The sequence below is a fragment of the Leifsonia shinshuensis genome (assembly GCF_022606355.1).
GTDB classification, from domain to species: Bacteria; Actinomycetota; Actinomycetes; order Actinomycetales; family Microbacteriaceae; genus Leifsonia; species Leifsonia shinshuensis_B.
The window spans coordinates 717,031-731,607 of sequence record NZ_JAHHZQ010000001.1; the positions used below are offsets into that span (position 1 = coordinate 717,031).

13 protein-coding genes are annotated in these 14,577 nt (G+C 71.2%); 6 read left to right on the forward strand and 7 right to left on the reverse strand.

The window, feature by feature from the left end:
* The first annotated feature begins 127 nt into the window (after positions 1–127).
* Positions 128–1,303 (forward strand): MalY/PatB family protein, encoded by a 1,176-nt coding sequence (locus tag KNO15_RS03480; protein WP_241702051.1) that lies wholly within the window; start codon positions 128–130, stop codon positions 1,301–1,303.
* On the opposite strand, the gene KNO15_RS03485 is transcribed toward KNO15_RS03480, so the two are convergent.
* From KNO15_RS03485 to zapE, 5 genes are all read right to left on the reverse strand, one after another.
* Positions 1,300–2,601, reverse strand: a complete 1,302-nt coding sequence (locus tag KNO15_RS03485; protein WP_241702052.1) for an O-acetylhomoserine aminocarboxypropyltransferase/cysteine synthase family protein — start codon at positions 2,599–2,601, stop codon at positions 1,300–1,302. The two genes, KNO15_RS03480 and KNO15_RS03485, sit on opposite strands and share 4 nt — an antisense overlap.
* A gap of 78 nt (positions 2,602–2,679) precedes the next feature.
* Complete coding sequence (locus tag KNO15_RS03490; protein ID WP_241702053.1) at positions 2,680–3,207, reverse strand: type II toxin-antitoxin system PemK/MazF family toxin; 528 nt, start codon at positions 3,205–3,207, stop codon at positions 2,680–2,682.
* A complete protein-coding gene (locus tag KNO15_RS03495) occupies positions 3,149–4,369 on the reverse strand; it encodes an ammonium transporter (RefSeq protein WP_241702054.1) in 1,221 nt (406 codons plus the stop codon). The genes KNO15_RS03490 and KNO15_RS03495 overlap by 59 nt, the downstream gene beginning before the upstream one ends.
* A gap of 144 nt (positions 4,370–4,513) precedes the next feature.
* On the reverse strand, positions 4,514–5,788 hold the full coding sequence (locus KNO15_RS03500) for an ammonium transporter (RefSeq protein ID WP_241702055.1): 1,275 nt from the start codon (positions 5,786–5,788) through the stop codon (positions 4,514–4,516).
* A 207-nt stretch (positions 5,789–5,995) separates the two neighbouring features.
* Positions 5,996–7,051, reverse strand: a complete 1,056-nt coding sequence (gene zapE, locus KNO15_RS03505) for a cell division protein ZapE (protein ID WP_241702056.1) — start codon at positions 7,049–7,051, stop codon at positions 5,996–5,998.
* Between the two features lie 151 nt (positions 7,052–7,202).
* Between zapE and KNO15_RS03510 the strand changes: the two genes are divergently transcribed.
* Positions 7,203–8,120: a sulfurtransferase gene (locus KNO15_RS03510; protein ID WP_241702057.1), complete on the forward strand. Its 918-nt coding sequence runs from the start codon at positions 7,203–7,205 to the stop codon at positions 8,118–8,120.
* Positions 8,121–8,166: 46 nt separating this feature from the next.
* On the forward strand, positions 8,167–8,601 hold the full coding sequence (locus tag KNO15_RS03515) for a SufE family protein (protein WP_241702058.1): 435 nt from the start codon (positions 8,167–8,169) through the stop codon (positions 8,599–8,601).
* Between the two features lie 518 nt (positions 8,602–9,119).
* Here KNO15_RS03515 and KNO15_RS03520 read toward each other — a convergent pair.
* Positions 9,120–10,136: a S66 family peptidase gene (locus KNO15_RS03520; protein ID WP_308220429.1), complete on the reverse strand. Its 1,017-nt coding sequence runs from the start codon at positions 10,134–10,136 to the stop codon at positions 9,120–9,122.
* Positions 10,137–10,198: 62 nt separating this feature from the next.
* The gene (locus tag KNO15_RS03525; RefSeq protein ID WP_241702059.1) at positions 10,199–11,407 is read right to left on the reverse strand and encodes an alpha/beta hydrolase family protein; all 1,209 of its coding nucleotides are present in this window, start codon (positions 11,405–11,407) and stop codon (positions 10,199–10,201) included.
* A 101-nt stretch (positions 11,408–11,508) separates the two neighbouring features.
* Here KNO15_RS03525 and KNO15_RS03530 point away from each other — a divergent pair, with 101 nt between their 5' ends.
* The 3 genes from KNO15_RS03530 to KNO15_RS03540 all read left to right on the forward strand — a co-directional run bounded on the left by KNO15_RS03530 (position 11,509) and on the right by KNO15_RS03540 (position 14,574).
* Positions 11,509–12,105: a DUF3000 domain-containing protein gene (locus KNO15_RS03530; RefSeq protein ID WP_208039479.1), complete on the forward strand. Its 597-nt coding sequence runs from the start codon at positions 11,509–11,511 to the stop codon at positions 12,103–12,105.
* Positions 12,098–13,294 carry an HRDC domain-containing protein gene (locus KNO15_RS03535; RefSeq protein ID WP_241702060.1) on the forward strand — a complete coding sequence of 399 codons (1,197 nt, stop codon included), beginning with the start codon at positions 12,098–12,100 and terminating at the stop codon, positions 13,292–13,294. The genes KNO15_RS03530 and KNO15_RS03535 overlap by 8 nt, the downstream gene beginning before the upstream one ends.
* A 71-nt stretch (positions 13,295–13,365) precedes the next feature.
* Positions 13,366–14,574 (forward strand): thiolase family protein, encoded by a 1,209-nt coding sequence (locus KNO15_RS03540; RefSeq protein ID WP_241702061.1) that lies wholly within the window; start codon positions 13,366–13,368, stop codon positions 14,572–14,574.
* Positions 14,575–14,577: the final 3 nt, after the last annotated feature.

Here is a 14,577-nt window from a genome sequence, read left to right on the forward strand (position 1 = left end):
GACCGCACTCCTCGAGGTGCGGAACGTCGCCGAGCGCACCGCACCCTCCCCGGCTCCCCCTCCGCAAACCTTACGTTCCGTGACGGCCTCGCTCGCGCCCCCGCCCTCCGTGCGGCACCCTTGCTCAATGAGCTTCTCGCCGGCACGCCCCCTGGAGGCGCTCTTCGCGTCCAGGTCGAGCATCAAGTGGCGCCGGTATCCGGCCGACGTGCTGCCGGTGTTCGTCGCAGAGATGGACTTCGACGTGGAGCCGGCCATCCTCGACCGGGTTGCCGACACCCTCCGCAACTCCGACACCGGGTACCTCGACTCCGCCGGTCCGTTGGCGCCCGCCTTCGCCGACTTCGCGTGGAGTTCGTGGGCGTGGGGCGTCGACCCGGCGTGGGTGCACCTGGCCACCGACGTGACCGTCGGGGTGGTGGAGACGCTGCGGCTGGTGCTACCCGAGTCCGGCGGCCGGGTCGTGCTCACGCCCCCGGTCTACCCGCCTTTCTTCGAGATGATCGAGGAGGCCGACGCCGTCGCCGTGACGGTGCCGCTGCGGGAGGACGCCGACTGGGCGCTCGATCTCGACGGGCTGGAGCGCACGTTCGCGGCGGGCGTGGACGCGATGCTGCTGTGCAACCCGCAGAACCCGACGGGTCGATGTCACAGCCGCCGCACGCTGGAGGCGCTCGCGCGTCTCGCCGCCCGGTACGGGGTGTTCGTCGTCAGCGACGAGGTGCACGCCCCGCTCGCCCACCCGGGCACCCGCTTCACCCCGTTCGCTCCCGTCGCCCGCGCGGCGGGCGCACGTTCCGTCACCGTGACCTCCGCCAGCAAGGCCTGGAACCTCGCCGGCCTCAAGTGCGCGGTCATCGTCGCAGCCGAGCCCGCCACGGCGAGCCTGCTCGATCGCCTGCCGGAGGAGCTCGCCGCGCGCACCAGCATCCTCGGCCTCCACGCGAACGTCGCAGCGCTCTCCTGCCTGCGCTGGCGCGACGGGCTGCTCGACCAGCTCGTCTCCAACGTCCGGCTCCTGGAGGCCGAGGTCGCCCTCCACGCCCCGGACGTGCGGGTCGTGCGTCCCGACGCCGGTTACCTGGCCTGGCTCGACTTCCGCGCCACCGGACTCGGCGACGATCCGGCGCGCACGCTCATCGACGTCGGCCGGGTGGCCCTCAACTCCGGACTGGCGTTCGGCGAGCAGGGGCGCGGCTTCGCGCGGATCAACCTCGCCTGCGACCCGAGCACGGTCGTGGAGGCCGTGCAGCGGATCGCGCGGACCATCAGCACCGTCCGCTCCCCCGCCCTCGCCGGCTAGTCCGCGGCGGCGACCAGCCCGCGCTCCAGGTCCGCGATCAGGTCGCGGACGCTCTCCAGCCCGATCGAGAGGCGGATCAGGCCGGGCGTGATCCCCGCCTCCAGCCGCTCGGCCTCCGTCAGCTTGGCGTGGATGGTGCTGCCGAGGTGGATGGCGAGTGTGCGGACGTCGCCGATGTGCGTCATCGGGCTGATCAGCTCCAGCGCGTCCAGGAAGCGACGCGCGGCCTCCCGGCCGCCGGCCAGGTCGATCGCGACGATGGAACCGGCGCCGAGCGGAAGATAGCGACGCGCGAGCTCGTGGTACGGGTCGCCCTCGAGCCCCGGGTAGTGCACCCGGGCCACCTCCGGTCGTCCCTCCAGCCATTCGGCGACGGCCTGGGCGTTCTGCACGTGCCGATCCATGCGCACCGACAGGGTCTCGATGCCGTGCAGCAGCAGGAACGTGCTGAGCGGCGGCACGGTCGGCCCGTATTCGAGCACGATCACCGTGCGCAGGTAGGCCAGCAGCGCGCCCGCCCCGAACCGCTCCACGAACGAGGGGACGCCGGGGCGCGGGGACTCCGTCAGCTGCGGGAACCGGCCGGCGTGCGCCGCCCAGTCGAATTGCCCCGCGTCGACCACGGCGCCGCCGATCACGGACCCGTGACCCGACAGCCACTTGGAGGTCGAGTGCACGACGATGTCCGCTCCGTCCTCGATCGGCCGCCACAGATACGGCGTTGGCACGGTGTTGTCGACCACCAGCGGCACCCCTGCGGTGTGGGCGATGGCGGCCAGCCGCGCGATGTCGACGACCTGGTTCAGCGGATTCGGCAGCGTCTCGGTGTACACGGCCTTCGTGTTCGGGCGGAAGCGGCGCGCCCAGTCGTCCTCGGTCGCGTCGTCGTCGACGTACTCGAAGACGATGCCCTGGCGCCGCAGGATGCCGCGGAACATCTCCCTCGTCCCCTCGTAGAGCGAGCGCGTGGCGAGGATGTGGTCCCTGGACTCGGCGAGCGCGTTGATCGCCGCGGCGATCGCGGCTTGGCCGCTCGAGACGACGATGCCGTCGACACCGCCCTCCAGGTCGGCGATGCGGCGGCCGGCGACCGCGTTCGTGGGGTTGTCGTTGCGTGAGTACGCCCGGTGGCGACTGCGCCCGGCGAAGCGGTCCTCTCCGTCGTCGAAATCGTCGAAGACGTAGCCGGCGGTCTGATAGATGGGCGTGACCCGGGCGTGCGTCTCGGCGTCCACGACCGATCCCGCGTGAATCTGCCGGGTCTCGAAGTCGAGTGGGCGCGAACAGTCGTCAGCCATGCGGCCACTGTAGTGACGGGCCGGTGGTGTCGTGGAGTCGTCCTTCACCGTTCGTCATCCAGGCGCCCGGCGCGGGCGTCAGCGCCAGCCGTAGCGCTCCTGGAGCGCTGTACGCACCGTGGCGAAGCGGCGAGCGTCCAGCGCGGCGGCCTCCCGGCGCATGCCGTTCGGGTGCACGCGGAACACGCGGTCGAGCCGGACGAAGCTGGGACGCCGCCGGCCGTCCCACGACCCGGAGCCGATCGCCAGGTACTCCGGTCGACCCGGGTGGGCCTGGCTGGTCAGTGCGACCGCGATCACGGTACCGCCCGACTCGGAGGCGACGACGAGCACTGGGCGGTCCTTGCCACGTCCGTCGGCCTCCTCGTACGGGACCCACGTCCAGACGATCTCGCCGGGGTCCGGGTCGCCGTCGACGCTGGGGCTGTACGAGGTGCGCAGGCGCGCGAGACGGTGCGGATCGACCTCCCTGGTCGCATCGACGCCCGACCGTCCAGGCTCGGCACCGCCGACCAGCCCCGACCGGGCGGCAGCGGAGGGCGCCCGCTCAGCGGTCTTCGCCGACGGGCGGAACAGTCTCGCGATCGCGGTCAGGAGTCGGCTCACCCTGGGCACGATAGCGGACGCGCGTGAGGCCGATCGTGTACCGGAGGGCGAGCGCCAGGCCCAGGGAGACGGCGAACGCGCCGATGAGCACCGAGAAGCCGGCGATGCCCTGAGCGGTGAACAGGTCGAAGTTGCCGCTGTAGATCATCCCACCGCTGGCGGCGAAGAGCCCCGTGTACAGGAGTCCGACCAGGCTCGCGACCGTGACGATGACGATCAGGGCCATGGAGGCTCCGAACCGGGCGCGCGCGGCGAGGTCGACCATCGTCGCGCAGGCGAGGGCGGCGATGGCGCCCAGCAGCAACGACCAGCCGATGGTCAGCACGCCGGACGCCGGGGTGATCGCTACGAGACCGGAGAAGGCACCGCACAGCGCGCTGGTGGTCGTGGGACGGCGCAGCAGCACCCTGTCGACCGCCATCCACGCGAGGCAGCCGCCCGCCGACGCGACGAACGAGTTGATCGCGATGAGCCCGGTGTACGCGTCGACGGCACCCTCGGAGCCGGTGGTGAGCCCCAGCCAGCCGACCCAGACCAGCGATCCGCCGATCGCGATGCTGGCGAAGCTCCGTTCCTCCGGCGGTCGGTGCTCGCCCCGCCCGCACGCGAGGATCACCCCGGCCGCCGAGGCTCCGGCCGCCACGCCGATCGGCAACGCGCCGCCGAAATCGATGACCCCCAGCACCCCGGTAGCCCAGCCGTCGTCGAGCGCGAGGACCGCGTAGCCGACCGGATAGAGCACGAGCACCGACCAGAGCACGATCAGCACGAGCCAGGCGCGCAGCGTGATCCGCGACGCGACGGCCACCCCGACGATCGCGACGGACACCGCGCAGGCGGCCAGCTGCGCGCCGGCGCGCGCAATCCCGTACAGGGGGCCGCCGTGCGGGTCGGCCGCCCCGAACCCGGTCGCGAGCCCGAACGACGGCGTCCCGACGACGTGGGCGATCCAGGGGGATCCCGCGAGCATCCCGTAACCGCCGAGCACTCCGAGAACCACGGTCGCCGCCGTGCCGATCAGCGCGAACAGCAGCGCACGGGAGGCCGCCGACCGGCCTCCCAGACCTCCGACGAAGAAGGCGAGCCCGAACGGGATGAGCAGCGTGAGGGCTCCGCAGACGAACAGGAGCAGCGCGTCCACCTGCTCGCTCGTCGCGACCATCCTGCTCCTTCGCCCTCCGTGCCCCACTTACCCTAGCCGTCGCCGCCTGCCCGGCCAGGGCGCCGGACGGACGACGACGAGACGGGGCGCCGCCCGAAGGCGGCACCCCGTCCGAGTGCGTCGCTGTGCTGGTGCGCCGAGCGGTCAGACCGTCTCGAGCGAGTAGCCCTCTTCGCCGTGGACCACGGTGTCGACGCCGGCCAGCTCGTCCTCGTTCTTGATCCGGAAGCCCATGGTCTTCTGGATGACCCAGCCGATGGCGTAGGCCAGGACGAAGGAGTAGATCAGGACGCTGAAGGCGCCGACCGCCTGCACTCCGAGCTGCGACCAGCTGCCGCCGTACCAGAGGCTCGAGAACGGCTTGGTGGCGTCGCCGTCGATGTGGGTGAAGCCGAAGAAGCCGATCCACAGCGTTCCGACGAGGCCGCCGATGAGGTGGATGCCGACCACGTCGAGCGAGTCGTCGAAGCCGAGCTTGAACTTCAGGTCGATGGCGACGGCGCACACGGCGCCGGCGACCAGGCCGAGCAGGATGGCGAAGCCGGGGGTCAGGATGTTACAGGCCGGGGTGATCGCGACCAGGCCAGCGACGGCTCCGGAGGCGGCGCCGATCGAGGTCGGCTTGCCGTCCTTGATCTTCTCCACGATCAGCCAGCCGATGGTGGCGGCGGCGGGAGCGGCGAGGGTGTTGATCCAGGCGATCGCGGCGACACCGTCGACCGCGGCCTCCGAGCCGGCGTTGAAGCCGAACCAGCCGAACCACAGCAGCGCGGCGCCGAGCAGGGTCAGCGGCACGTTGTGCGGCTTGCTCATCCCCTTCGAGAAGCCGACGCGCTTGCCGAGCACCAGGGCCAGGGCCAGGCCGGCCGCACCGGCGTTGATGTGCACCGCGGTGCCGCCGGCGAAGTCGTTCACGTGCAGCACCGAGGCGATCCAGCCGTCCTGCAGGTTGAACACCCAGTACGCGACCGGGAAGTAGACGACGGTCACCCAGATGCCCGCGAAGACCATCCAGGCGCCGAACTTCGCCCGGTCGGCGATCGCGCCCGAGATCAGTGCGACGGTGATGATCGCGAAGGTGGCCTGGAAGCCCGCGAACGCGAGACCGCCCAGGTCGGGGGTGATCCCGTCCTTGCCCATCAGGCTGGACAGGAACAGGTCTGGGGTGCCGAGGACGTGCGGGATCAGCGGCTTGCCGAAGGCGAGCCCGTAGCCGTAGACGACCCAGAGCACGCCGACGATGGCCATCGCGCCGAAGCTCATCATCATCATCGACACCACGCTCTTGGCGCGGACCATGCCGCCGTAGAAGAACGCGACGCCGGGCGTCATCAGAAGAACGAGTGCTGCGGCTACCAGCAGCCACAGGGCGTTGACGGTTCCTGTGGTTGCGTAGTCCGCTGCTGTGTGCAACACCATGCCGGATCTCTACCTCTCTGTGCGACGCCCTGGGGGTGGGTTCGAGCTCATCGGAGCCGAGCCGGGCGCTTCGGGGTGGAGCCAGTCTGTTCTTGAGAGGTTTCGGGGGCGGGATGCTGGTGTTTCGTCGGTGTTACGCGATTCCGGGTTGTGTAAACAGTCTGTTTCGCCCCTCCCCGAATCCGCCGAGCGGAGGAAGATGCGCCGTCACGCGTCGTGCGGCGGCAACTCCCCCGCGGTGAGCGCGATCATGCGCGAGACCGAGCGGAGGTACTTCTTGCGGTAGCCGCCGCCCAGCATCTCGTCGTCGAAGACGTCGTTCAGCGCGGTGCCGGTCTGCACGATCGGGATCTCGGCGTCGTACACGCGGTCGATGAACGCGACCAGGCGCAGCGCCGCCATCTGGTCGTGCAGCACGTGCACGTCGGCGAGTCCGATGACGTCGACGCCGTCGAGCATCTTGATGTAGCGGGAGGGGTGCACCGTCGCCAGGTGCGCGATGAGAGCGTCGAAGGTGTCGCTGGTCGCGGTCTCCCCACGGCCGGCGAGCGCCGTCAGCACCCGGTCGTACTCGGCGGCGTCGACGGTGACGGCGGACCCCGTCGTGTCGCGGCGCCGGTAGTCGAGACCGTCGATGCGGAGGGTCTGGAAGTTCGCGGAGAGCGACTGGATCTCGCGCAGGAAGTCGCTCGCGGCGAACCGGCCTTCGCCGAGCGCATTGGGCGGGGTGTTGCTGGTCGCGGCGATGCGCGTCCCGGAGGCCACCAGCTCGCCCAGCATCCGGGTCATCATCATCGTGTCGCCCGGGTCGTCGAGCTCGAACTCGTCGATGCAGATCAGGGCGGAGCCCTTCAGCAGCTGCACGGCTCCCGCGTAGCCCAGGGCGCCGACCAGGGCCGTGTACTCGATGAACGTGCCGAAGTACTTGGGGCCGGGGGCCTCGTGCCAGAGCGCGGCGAGGAGGTGGGTCTTGCCGACGCCGAACCCGCCGTCGAGGTAGACGCCCGGCTTCATGGCCTCCACCTTCTTGCGGCTGCGGCTGAACAGCCCGGCCGGTCGCTGCGGCTCCCACGACTTGGCGAAGAGCTTGAGCGTGGTCACGGCCTCCGACTGGGACGGGTAGTCGTGGTCGGGGCGGTAGGAGTCGAAGGTGGCGTGCTCGAACTGCGACGGCGGCACCAGGCTCGCGGCGATCTCGGCGCCGGTGATCTGCGGCGAGCGGTCGGCGAGGCGGGGCAGGGCTCCGGTCGTCTCGAGGGTCATGGCGGGGTGCACCTTCGGTCGTCGTGGCTGTGTCGTCGTATTTGTGTCGAAGTGTTGACGGGGCGTCCTGCTCGTGCGGCACGCCGCGTAGCCTGGAGGTCGCACCCCGCGAAATCGCAGGGTTCCAGCCTAAGCCGTAAGGATCAGCAGCATGGCCATCGCCACCGACCCGTCGCCCGACTTCGCCGGCTACGCACACCCCGAACGACTGGTCAGCACCGGCTGGCTGGCTGAGCACCTCGGCGAACCGGGGCTGGTCGTGGTGGAGTCCGACGAGGACGTTCTGCTGTACGACACCGGGCACATCCCCGGTTCGGTCAAGATCGACTGGCACACCGACCTCAACGACCCGGTCGTGCGCGACTACGTCAGCCCGGAGCGGTTCGCCGAACTTCTCGGCTCCAAAGGCATCGCCCGCGACACCACCGTGGTGATCTATGGCGACAAGAACAACTGGTGGGCCGCCTACGCCCTCTGGGTGTTTACTCTCTTCGGCCACGAGGACGTGCGCCTGCTCGACGGCGGCCGCGACAAGTGGATCGCCGAGGGCCGCGAGCTCACCCGCGACGTCCCGTCGCCCGCACCGGTGGAGTACCCGGTCGTCGAGCGCGACGACCGCACCATCCGCGCCTTCAAGGACGACGTGCTCGCCCACCTCGAGCTCGTGCGCTCGGGCGGGGGTGCCCTGATCGACGTCCGCTCGCCCGAGGAGTACAGCGGTGAGCGCACGGAGATCCCCGGCTACCCGACGGAGGGCGCGCTGCGCGCCGGCCACATCCCGTCCGCGGCGTCCGTGCCGTGGGCGCGCGCCGCCGCACCCGACGCGACCTTCAAGCGCCGCGCCGACCTGGAGACCGTCTACCTGGGCGACGCCGGCCTGAAGACCGGCGACGAGGTCGTGGCGTACTGCCGGATCGGCGAGCGCTCCAGCCACACCTGGTTCGTGCTCACCCACCTGCTGGGCTTCGAGAACGTGCGCAACTACGACGGATCGTGGACCGAGTGGGGCTCGGCGGTGCGTGTGCCGATCGTCACCGGCGCCGAGCCGGGCGAGGTCCCCGGCCGGTGATCCCGCCGGTGTCCCTGAACCCTCCGTGCGCAGGTACCGTTAAAGGATGACCGTCCTCACCGGCACGCTCGCCGAGATCCGCGACGACTTCCAGGCGCTGGAGCAGAACGACCGCCTGCAACTGCTGCTGGAGTTCTCGGACGAGCTGCCCGAACTCCCGGAGCGCTACCGCGAGCACCCCGACCTCCTCGAACGGGTCGAGGAGTGCCAGGCCCCGGTGTTCATCTTCGTGGAGGTGGACGACGCGAACATCGTCCACCTCTACGCCACGGCCCCCAGGGAGGCGCCGACCACGCGCGGGTTCGCGTCGATCCTGGTTCAGGGCCTCGCCGGTCTCACGGCCGACGAGGTGCTCGCGGTGCCCGACGACTTCCCGCAGACGCTCGGCCTCACTCAGGCGGTGTCTCCGCTGCGCATCCGCGGGATGTCTGCGCTGCTCGGCCGCACCAAGCGGCAGGTGCGGGCGAAGCTGGCGGCATAGCCGGTCGGGCGCGCGGACGGCCAGTGCATCGCGCCGATACGCTACGGTGTCGAGATGCTCTCGCTCTCTGGCAGTCTGGTCGGTCACATGGTGCGGACGACGAACCGCGCGGAGCTCGGCGGTTCGGGGGCCCTGATCCCCGGGCTCTGGGCGACCGTCCTCGCCGACCGCGCCTTGCTGGAATCCGACCACCGCGTTGGCGATGAGATCGTCGCCGCTCTGTTCGACTACGAGTCCGACGAGAACGGCGCCTACTCGCAGCTGGTCGGGGTACGGGTCGCCCCGGGCAGCCCGGTACCGCCCGGGCTGTCGATGCTCGAGATCGCGGAGGCGCCACGCGTGGAGTTCGGCGCGGCGGGAGAGATGCCCGCTGCGCTGATCGCGGCCTGGGGCGCGTGTGGGAACAGACGGCGGAGGGTTCGCTGCGTCGCGCCTACGACGTCGACGTCGAGGTGCATCGACCGGATGGGTCCGCGTCGATCCTCGTCTCGGGGGCGCGCGCGGACTGAAGGGGGTCCTCAGCCGCCTCTGGCCTCAGTGCGTCGGTAGTCCGCGAACACCCGCCGCGTCCGGCCGTCCAGCGTGATGCTCCCGCCGTAGGGCACGATCCACTGCGGCGTGGTGTGCCCGAACGGGACCCCGACGCAGACGACCGCGTCGGGGTTGTACTCGGCGACCGTCTCGATCACCGCGTCGCGCTGGGCCGCGCGCAGCCGCTCGCGCTCGGCGGCCTCCGGCCGGTGCTCGAATGTGCTCACCGGCGGTCGCGCCGCCAGCACACCGGCGAGCGGAGCGAGCAGGCCGCGTTCGCCGAGGGCGCGGAGCGTGTAGCGCACCCACTGCGCCGGCGGCGTCAGCTCGCTCGTCTCCAGCAGGAGCACGGCACCCTCGAGCGCGGCCGGAGGGAACGGGAAGCGGTCGGCGAGCAGGATCCAGTCGACGACCTCCAGGCAACCGCCCCACGTGGTGCCGGTCACGCTCCTGGCCGGCCCCGCCCAGGCGAACCCCGTCGTCGGCTCGCGCTCGCCCGTCTCGGACAGGGCCCGCTGGTCGCCCCAGTCCGTCCCGTAGTCCTCGGACTCCCCCGGGTCGGACAGTTCGAGCTGCACACCGCCGAGGAGCGCCGCACGCAGTGAGAGCGCGTGGATGTCGTCGACCCGCGGCCCGGGGCCGAGATGCACCTGGGTGCTGCCTCCGTAGAAGCCGCCGACGCCCGCGCTCCAGAGCCAGTGGAGGAGGTTCGTGTTGTCACTGTAGCCGAGGAACGGCTTCGGGTCGGCCAGCACGGCGTCCCGGTCGAGATGCGGGATCACCCGGAGCTGGTCGTCGCCGCCGAGGGTGGCGATCACCGCCCTGACCTCCGGATCCGAGAAGGCGGCGTTCAGGTCCCGCGCCCGCTCCTGAGGGGACGCCCCGAGCTGTCGCGTCGTCGGGTACTCCACCGGCACGAGGCCGGTGAGCTCCGCCAGCCGCCGCAGCGCCTGCTCGTGCACAGCGGGCCAGCGCCCGGGCGCGGCGAACGACGGCGACACCACGGCGATGCGGTCGCCGGGCCGCGCGGCCGGAGGGACGACCGGCCGATGGGCGCCTGCGCCTGTCACGCTCGCGCAGCCGGCGCGTTCGTGTCCAGCCACTCCCGAACGGTGGTCGTCCACTTCGCCTCGTCGTAGTTCCAGAGCTTCGTGTGCAGCGCGACCGTGAAGGGCACGAACGTGACGATGTCGCTGCGCGCCTTGGCGAGCGCGCGGGAGCCCGTGTCCGGCACGAACCCGTCGTCCTCGCTGTGCAGCACGAGCATCGGCAGGCTGAGGTCGGCGGCGCGGGCCACGAAGTCCATGCTGCGCAGGTCGATGGGCGCCCCGAGTCCGGTGATCGGGCCGCTCCAGTTCGCCTCGATCAGGCGGATCGCGCCGCGCGCGATCGGATCGGGGAGCCGGAGGAGGTTGGCCTGGTACTCCAGTGTGTCGATCCAGTCGATCACCGGCGACTCCAGCACGAGGCCGGTCACGAGCCCGAGGTTCTGCGAGCGGGTCACGGTCTGCAGCACGACCGCCCCGCCCATCGACCAGCCCATCAGCACGATGGACCGCGCCCCCCGGGAGGCCGCGTACCGGATCGCCGCATCGATGTCGCGCCACTCCGTGCCGCCGAGACCGTACCGACGGTCGGCGCTCTCCGGCGCGTCGCCGTCGTTGCGATACGACGCCAGCAGGCAGGTGTAGCCGGCGTCGTGGAAGGTGCGCACCGCGCGCAGACCCTCCTGGCGAGTGGCGCCCCAGCCGTGCACCTGGATGACCCAGCGGTCGGCGCCCGCATCGTCGGCCGCAGGGAACACCCAGGCCGGAGCCACTCCCAGGTCGGTGCCGATCTCGACGCTGGTGACCGGGAGCCCGAGCTCCTCGGGGTCGAGGTAGTAGTAGCCGCTGATCCGGGCCCTCCCGAGCCCGAGCTCGCCGAACTCGACACGCTCGAGCTCGCGCACGACCACTCCGTCACGCCGCTCCAGGAGGCCGCCGAGCTTGGCGTAGCCGGACTCGGACCCGAACCAGAGGCCGAACCGCCCCGGCATCGCGGCGTCAGGGGTGTCTCGCAGGGTGATCGTGCCGGCCGCCGTGTCGACACCGCGCACGACCTCCCGCTGCGGACGCCTGCGCACCGGGGTGATGACCGTGCGCGCGACCCGTGCCATCGCGTAGGCGGCGCCGGCCGCCGTGAGGAGCGTGAGCCCTCCGGCGACAGCCGCGCTCACTCCGACCGCTCTGCCGAACCCGCTCTTCCCACCCGATCCGCTGCTGGTCGCCGCCATGGGCCACAGCGTAGCCGGGGCCGATGGCGCGCGTCTTCAGGACATCCTCAGGCGGCGTGCCTTACCGATGCGAGCCCCCAAAGGCTTCTAGTGTTCCTAACGTGTCGACACCAACCTCGACCCCGCACCTTCCGGGGGAGTATGCCGCGGCGCTGCAGTCCATCCGCAGCGCTCACGCACGTCCGGAACTCGTGGTCACGGAGATCCCGGCGCCGGCTCAACTCGCGCCCTTCTCGGTTGCGCTGGCCGCCGACGTCCGTCCTGCGCGGCACGGCGACGACTCCGACCTCGGCACGGGACGCTTCATCCTGCTCTACGACCCGGACGAGCCGGAGGCCTGGGGTGGACCCTTCCGCGTCGTCTGCTTCGCCCAGGCGCCGCTCGAGACCGACATCGGCCTCGACCCGTTCCTCGCCGACGTCGCCTGGTCGTGGCTCGTCGACGCGCTCGATGCCCGGCACGCGAGCTACACCGCGGCGAGCGGCACCGCCACCAAGATCATCTCCACCGGCTTCGGCGAGCTCGCCAGCCAGGGCGACGGCGCCCAGATCGAGCTCAGGGCCTCGTGGAGTCCGCTGGAGACCGACCTCGCCGCGCACGTGGAGGGCTGGGGCGAACTGCTCTGCATGCTGGCCGGCCTCCCGCCGACAGGAGAGGGCGTGAGCCTGCTGAACACGAGACGGTCACCGCGTGGCTGAACACATCGTCATCGACACCAGGGACGGCTATCGCGCGGCCGTCGACCGCATCGTCGCGGGAGAGGGCCCGATCGCGGTCGACGCCGAGCGCGCGAGCGGCTTCCGCTATTCGCAGCGCGCCTACCTCATCCAGATGTACCGGCGGGGCTCGGGGACGTTCCTGTTCGACCCGCCCGCGATCGGCCGCTTCGACGAGCTGAACCAGGCGATCGCGCCCGACGAGTGGGTGCTGCACGCCGCGACGCAGGACCTCACCTGCCTGCGCGAGGTCGGACTCGACCCGGTCAGCATCTTCGACACCGAGCTCGCCGCCCGGCTGCTCGGGATGCCGCGCGTGGGCCTGGGCACCGTGGTGGAGGAACTGCTCGGCATCCACCTCGCCAAGGAGCACAGTGCCGCCGACTGGTCGACACGTCCCCTGCCCGAGCCCTGGCTCGACTACGCCGCGCTCGACGTCGAACTCCTGCCCGACCTGCGGGACGCGATCTCCGGCCTCCTGGTCGAGGCGGGCAAGACGGAGATCGCCCGGCAGGAGTTCGCCGACGAGCTGACCAGGGAGCTCTCGGTGCCGCGCAGCGAGCCGTGGCGCCGGCTGTCCGGCATCCACTCGATCCGCGGCATCCGCAACCTGGCCGTGGCGCGGGAGCTCTGGACGAGCCGTGACGCCCTCGCCCGCCAGCTCGACGTGGCCCCCGGCCGGCTCGTACCGGACGCCTCGCTGACCGCCGCCGCCAAGGCGATGCCCGACAGCAAGCGCGCGCTGGCCGCGATGCGCGAGTTCACCGGGAGGGCGAGCCGCACGGAGCTGGACCGCTGGTGGTCGGCCATCGAGGCCGGTCGCACGACCGACGATCTGCCCGTGCTGCGCGGCACCGGCGAGAGCCTCCCCCCGCCGCGCGCCTGGGCCGACCGCAACCCGGAGGCCGACGCCCGGCTCAAAGGCGCCCGCGCCGCCCTGGCCTCGATCGCCGAGGAGCTCGCTCTCCCGCTGGAGAACCTGCTCACGCCCGACACCCTCCGACGCGTGGCGTGGGCTCCGCCCGCGGAGATCACGCCGGAGAGCATCGCGGAGGCCCTCGCCCAGCACGGCGCCCGCCCCTGGCAGATTGAGGCAACCTCACAGTCGATCGCCCAAGCGTTTGTGGAAAGCAACCAAACGCCCGACGACGCGTCCGAAGCGGTTTCGTAGAAAGAATCAAACGATTCCCGCCCCGGCCGCGGGCCTCCTTAGGATCGATGTCGACCTGATTGGGAGGCACTGTGGCCGATAGAACGGAAGTCGTGTTCGTCGACGGAGTCCGTACTCCGTTTGGACGTGCGGGCGAAAAAGGGCAGTACTGGAACACGCGCGCGGACGACCTGGTCGTCAAGGCCATGATCGGCCTGCTCGAGCGGAATCCGAACGTGCCCAAGGAGCGCATCGACGATGTGGCCATCGCCGCGACGACGCAGCAGGGCGACCAGGGGCTCACCCTCGGCCGCACCGCGGCTCTGCTCGCGGGACTGCCCAAGTCGGTGCCCGGATTCGCGATCGACCGGATGTGCGCCGGCGCCATGACCAGCGTCACGACGCTCGGATCGGGCATCGCGTTCGGAGCGTACGACCTGGCGATCGCCGGCGGCGTCGAGCACATGGGACGGCACCCGATGGGCTTCGGCGCCGACCCGAACCCGCGCTTCCTGTCGGAGCGCATGGTCGCGGAGGACGCGCTCAACATGGGCATGACCGCCGAGCGCATCCACGACCGGTTCCCCGCGCTCACCAAGGAGCGTTCCGACCGCTTCGCGCTGGGCAGCCAGCAGAAGACCGCCGCGGCCTACGCGGCCGGCAAGCTGCAGCCCGACCTGATCCCCGTCGCGATCCGCTCCGAGCAGGGCTGGGGCCTCGCCACGCACGACCAGGGCATGCGCCCCGAGACCACGATGGAGGGGCTCGCCACGCTGAAGACCCCGTTCCGCCCGCACGGCCGGGTGACCGCGGGCAACTCGTCGCCGCTCACCGACGGAGCGACCGCCAGCCTGCTCGCCTCCGCCGACGCGGTCAAGGAGTTCGGCCTGACGCCCAAGATGCGCATGGTCAGCTTCGCCTTCGCGGGCGTCGAGCCCGAGATCATGGGCCTCGGCCCCGTCCCCTCCACCGAGAAGGCGCTGCGCAAGGCGGGCCTGACGATCGACGACATCGGCCTGTTCGAGCTGAACGAGGCGTTCGCCATCCAGGTGCTGTCGTTCCTCGACCACTTCGGCATCGACGACCAGGACCCGCGGGTCAACAAGTGGGGCGGCGCGATCGCCATCGGCCACCCGCTCGCCGCGAGCGGCGTGCGGCTGATGATCCAGCTCGCCCGTCAGTTCGAGGAGCACCCGGAGGTCCGCTACGGCATCACGGCGATGTGCGTGGGTCTGGGCCAGGGCGGCACCGTGATCTGGGAGAACCCCAACTTCGACAAGCGCGCCGCGCGGAAGGGCTGAGCC